We start from the raw sequence: 5,050 nt of genomic DNA on the forward strand, positions 1-5,050 counted from the left end.
CTGGCTGATTAAACCTAAGCTGATAGCGCATGGCATAAAGATTGGCCGTGATGGGTTCTTTGATTATCTAAGAGCACACCGCTTGTTGGTTAAGCCCAAACGTCGCTATACAAAGACTACCTTTAGCAAACATTGGATGAAAAAGCATCCCAATCTAACGAAAGATGCACCAGCACCTATTCAGCCTGAGCAGACGTTGGTCGCTGATATCACTTATGTTACCTCCAAGCAAGGGGGGGCATTATCTATCGTTAGTAACGGATGCTTATTCAAGACAGATCTTGGGATATCATTTAAGTGATAGTATGCCAGCAAGTGAGGTTGTAAAAGCGTTAGAGATGGCAGCTCACAGGCGGCGTTATACTCATAAAGCGATTCATCACTCTGATAGAGGCCTTCAGTACTGTGCTTCAGAATACCAAGAGGTGCTTAGAGTAAATAACATCACACCGTCTATGACCGATGGCTATGATTGTTATCAGAATGCGTTGGCTGAGCGCGTTAATGGTATTTTAAAGAATGAGTTCTTGTTGTAGGAGTGCAATACGATGAGTGAGCTTAAACAGCTAATCGATGAGTCTGTTTATGTCTATAACAATATTAGACCTCATTTAAGTTTGAATATGAGGACACCTGCTGAGGTTCATGACAGTTATTTATGTCCTGCTTAATGTGAAAAAGCCAGATACTCGGGGTATCTGGCTTAGCATAAAAACATCGATCTATTTTAGGACGGGACATCAATATTGCATCGTTACAGCGTACTGGTATCGATACTAGGACGCAGGGTTAATGGGTTTTTCTCCATTAAAAAACCTTGCCAACCCCAATGCAAAAAATTGCGAATATTTGGATGGTCAGTGCCTTTAGGAGTCGCTTGGACTTTTTGGTAATGCTCGCCAAATAGTTTTAACGTATCTAATTGGTTTAAGCCATGGTGCTTGGCAAAACCAAAAATCTTGGCGCTACCTTCGTTTTCGCCAGCCGCATTATGCAGCATGCCATTAACAAAAGGCGCTGGTGCATAGCGATAAAAATCATCAATAAAGCTGATGACATCATTGAATCCAATGGCATTTTTACTCAAACCATTAAGTAGAGCCGATACATCTGATTGGCGGATACTCATAAATACATGACCTCAGAGCAGATTAAAAAGCAAAAATAGGGTGCTTAATTTATGCCCAATAATTATTGATAGTTAGATAATAAGTAAACCATTTAGCGATTAAAATAGTCTTCGTCATCAAATGAAGGCGCAAAGCTGCCTTGCTCAAGATGTTGCATTTGCGATTGTACCGTGCGCTCATGCTGAATGCGCTGATAAATCTCTTCGCGGTGTACGGCAATATCTTTTGGCGCATCAACGCCGATACGTACTTGATTGCCTTTGACACCTAGGACAGTCACACTGACCTCGTCGCCAATCATTAGCGTTTCGCCCACGCGGCGTGTCAAAATTAACATGCGTCACACTCCTTATGTCGCATCAACAGATTATTACTCATCAGATTGCGTCTCAATTACAGGAAATTACCGCTGCACACAATAGGCAAAGTGGTTTTATAAACAAAATATTAAAAATGTTATTTTATAAATATAACCCAAAATAGGGTGCTAATAGCGGTAATGATAGATAGATTCATTTAGCCCAAATGAAAGCTTCATTATAGGGGGCATAACAGATACTGTCACGGGTTTTCACAAAACTATTGGTTTTATAATAACCTCAGCAATAATAAAAAAAGAAAATAGGGTCTGATTAAGACCCTATTTAAGGAGATTTTATGAAAACTTGCTGTTTGTTTAAAAGTACCTAAGCTCACATTATTTGATAACGCTTTAGTAAAATCTTGTAAAACAGATTTTATAAGCCAGCGATTTTGCTTTCACCGTCTTCACGATCAAGACCAAAGGCAGTATGTAGAGATCTTACCGCTTTTTCCAGATACTGCTCTTGGATAAGAACAGATACCTTGATTTCACTGGTCGATATCATTTGAATGTTGATGTTGTTTTCGGCAAGGGTTTGAAACATAAGGCTTGCAACGCCAGCGTGAGAGCGCATGCCCACACCGACTAGAGAAACTTTAACTACTTCATCATTGGCCAATATCTCTTTGGCGCCGATTTCATCTTTAACTTCGTTTTCTAATACTTTCATGGTTTTATCCATGTCAGTACGGTTGACGGTAAAGGTAAAATCGGTCATGCCGTTGGTAGATAGGTTTTGTACAATCATATCAATTTCGATATTGGCGCGACCGATAGGGCTTAAAATGGCAGAGGCAATACCAGGGTGATCAGGTACACCGCGTACAACGATTTTTGCTTCATCACGATTAAACGCGATACCTGAGATGATTGCTTGTTCCATGTTGTCTCCTTCGTCTATCGTAATTAGGGTGCCGACATTGTCTTGAAATTCTTGGTCGAAGCTACCATCGTTGTTTTCATCAAAGCTGGATAATACGCGTAGCGGCACGCCATATTTGCCAGCGAATTCTACTGAGCGAATCTGCAAAATCTTAGAGCCAAGGCTTGCCATTTCAAGCATTTCTTCAAAAGTGATTTTTTCAAGTTTTTTGGCTTTTGAGGTAACGCGTGGGTCAGTGGTGTAGACACCATCAACGTCAGTATAGATTTGGCACTCATCAGCGCCTAACGCTGCTGCAATGGCCACACCCGTGGTATCCGAGCCACCGCGACCTAATGTAGTTGCATTGCCTTCTTCATCGATACCTTGGAAACCTGCGACGATAACGACATTGCCTGCATCGAGCTGTGCACGGATGTTTTTGTCATCGATACTTTCGATACGCGCTTTATTGTGAGCGTTATCGGTTTTAATCGCGACTTGACGACCGGTAAACGAGAGGGCACCAACGCCAAGCTCTTTAATCGCCATAGCAAGCAAAGAGACAGAAACTTGCTCGCCGGTTGAGACCATTTGGTCATACTCGCGCGGATCGGGCTGGCTGCTAATTTGGCGAGCCAAGTCGATAAGACGGTTGGTCTCGCCGCTCATAGCAGATACGACCACGACCACTTGGTGACCATTGTCATGCCAGCGTTTGACTCGTTTGGCGACGTTCTTGATGCGGTCGATACTGCCCATCGATGTGCCGCCGTATTTCTGTACTATTAACGCCATAAAAATCTACCTATTATTCATCAATGACCATCTGTTAATTATAGACATCAATCCGTCATGCCACTATTTATAAATTCAGTTTACAAATTCAGTGTTAGATTAATTTTAATAACGATACAGCCGGATTATAAAAACTGCGCCCTTTATTTTTACTATCTTCTTATGCTGATAGACTTTATATGCCTAGATTGCTCTCAACCTCATATTTTTATCAAACATGCAGGTTTTATTGAGCGTTGACCTTTATATCATATTCGAGCCATAACTTTAAGGGCTAGAGGACATTAGATACATGGCGATTGGTTATAACACTTATAACCAATCGCGTATCTTATCTCTGATTTAGTACAATGTTACTCAGCTTAAGGTATTAGCCAAGCTGGTCTGCAATCCAAGCAGGTAGCGCATTGACAACCGCGCTAGTATTGGCAGCTTTTGGTGCGCCGCCCTGTGCGTAGTCAGGTTTACCGCCACCTTTACCGCCAAGCTCACCTGCTAGATGACGAATGATGTCACCGGCTTTTACTTTAGCAGTCACAGACTTTGCCACACTTGCAGCTAGTGCCAACTGCTCATCTTTATCACCAATCAATACAATCACGCTATCTGGAAGTTTTGACTTGATATCGTCCATTAACGTACGGATAGATTTACCATCGACACCGCTTAAGGTGCTAATAAGTACTGGCGTACCAGCGATGGTTTGCACTTCATCAAGCAAGTTGGCTGCTTGGGCGCTGGCGATTTTTTGCTCTAAACGCTCGAGCTGCTTCTCTAAATCACGCTGCTTATCTGCCATGGTACGCACGCGCTGTGCAACTTCTGGACGCTTAACTTTCAGCTGACCGGCAAGCTCGCTGAGCTGTTGCTCGCTTTGTTGAATGTTTTTAATCGCATTCATGCCAGTGACGGCTTCAATACGGCGAATACCCGCAGCAATGCCGGATTCGTTAGTAATTTTTAACACACCAATATCACCGGTACGCTGTACATGTAAACCGCCACATAGCTCAATAGAAAAAGGCTTACGCTGACCATCAACGATACTGTCGGTACCCATGGTCAGGACACGAACGTCACTACCATATTTTTCACCAAACAGCGCCATGGCACCTTGTTTCATGGCTTCGTCAATAGACATGTTTTGGATACGAGCAGGCGTATTGGCTTGAATTTGCTCATTGACCAAGCGCTCAATGCGCATAATTTCAGCAGCACTAACCGGTTTGTCATACGAGAAGTCAAAACGCAAGACGTCGCTTGAAACTAGCGAGCCTTTTTGCGTAACCTCATCACCCAATACTTCTCTTAATGCAGCATGTAATAGATGCGTGGCAGAGTGATTTTTGGCACTAGCGGCGCGGATGCTCAATAATACTTGTGCATCTGCTGTCTGCTGAGCGTTAATTTCACCCATGGTCACGACACCATAATGAATGATGGCTTGCCCAGATTTTTTGGTATCTTGGACTTCAAAGACGCCGGTTGCGCTGCGGATTTCACCCAACTCACCAACTTGACCACCACCTTCAGCATAAAATGGTGTACGGTCAAGGACAACCACGCCTTCCATACCTTCATTTAAGCTATCGGCTGGGTTGCCATCTTGATACAGCGCATCAATCGTTACGCCTTCTTCTTCAAGCTGCTCATAACCGATAAAAGTGGTTGGGTTCTCTACTTGAATAACACTACTATAATCAACGTCAAATTTGCCTGCATCACGCGCACGTTCACGCTGTGCTTGCATATGTTCATCAAACTCAGCTTCATCAATCACAATGCCGCGCTCACGAGTGATATCCGCAGTCAAATCGATTGGGAAACCATAAGTATCGTACAGTTTAAATGCGGCTTCCCCAGATAGCGTGTCGCCATCTTTTAGACCTTCAAGTT

Annotated in this window: 3 protein-coding genes and 2 pseudogenes; 1 reads left to right on the forward strand and 4 read right to left on the reverse strand. The window is 43.1% G+C overall.

What is annotated here, in order from left to right:
- Nucleotides 1-671: pseudogene (locus VLN09_RS03875) on the forward strand (IS3 family transposase); the annotation flags it as partial.
- A gap of 83 nt (nt 672-754) precedes the next feature.
- On the opposite strand, the gene VLN09_RS03880 reads toward VLN09_RS03875, so the two are convergent.
- The 4 genes and pseudogenes from VLN09_RS03880 to alaS form a co-directional block, all read right to left on the reverse strand.
- Complete coding sequence (locus VLN09_RS03880) at nt 755-1,129, reverse strand: HopJ type III effector protein (protein ID WP_325243877.1); 375 nt, start codon at nt 1,127-1,129, stop codon at nt 755-757.
- 170 nt (nt 1,130-1,299) lie between these two features.
- Nucleotides 1,300-1,467 (reverse strand): annotated as a pseudogene (gene csrA, locus VLN09_RS03885) (carbon storage regulator CsrA); the annotation flags it as partial.
- A gap of 400 nt (nt 1,468-1,867) precedes the next feature.
- Entirely contained in the window at nt 1,868-3,154 is a 1,287-nt protein-coding gene (locus VLN09_RS03890) for an aspartate kinase (protein ID WP_325243878.1), read from the reverse strand.
- A 370-nt stretch (nt 3,155-3,524) separates the two neighbouring features.
- On the reverse strand, nt 3,525-5,050 hold a 1,526-nt coding region (gene alaS / locus VLN09_RS03895), incomplete at its 5' end, for an alanine--tRNA ligase (RefSeq protein ID WP_325243879.1).

It is taken from the genome of Psychrobacter sp., assembly GCF_035469765.1.
Classification (GTDB): Bacteria; Pseudomonadota; Gammaproteobacteria; order Pseudomonadales; family Moraxellaceae; genus Psychrobacter.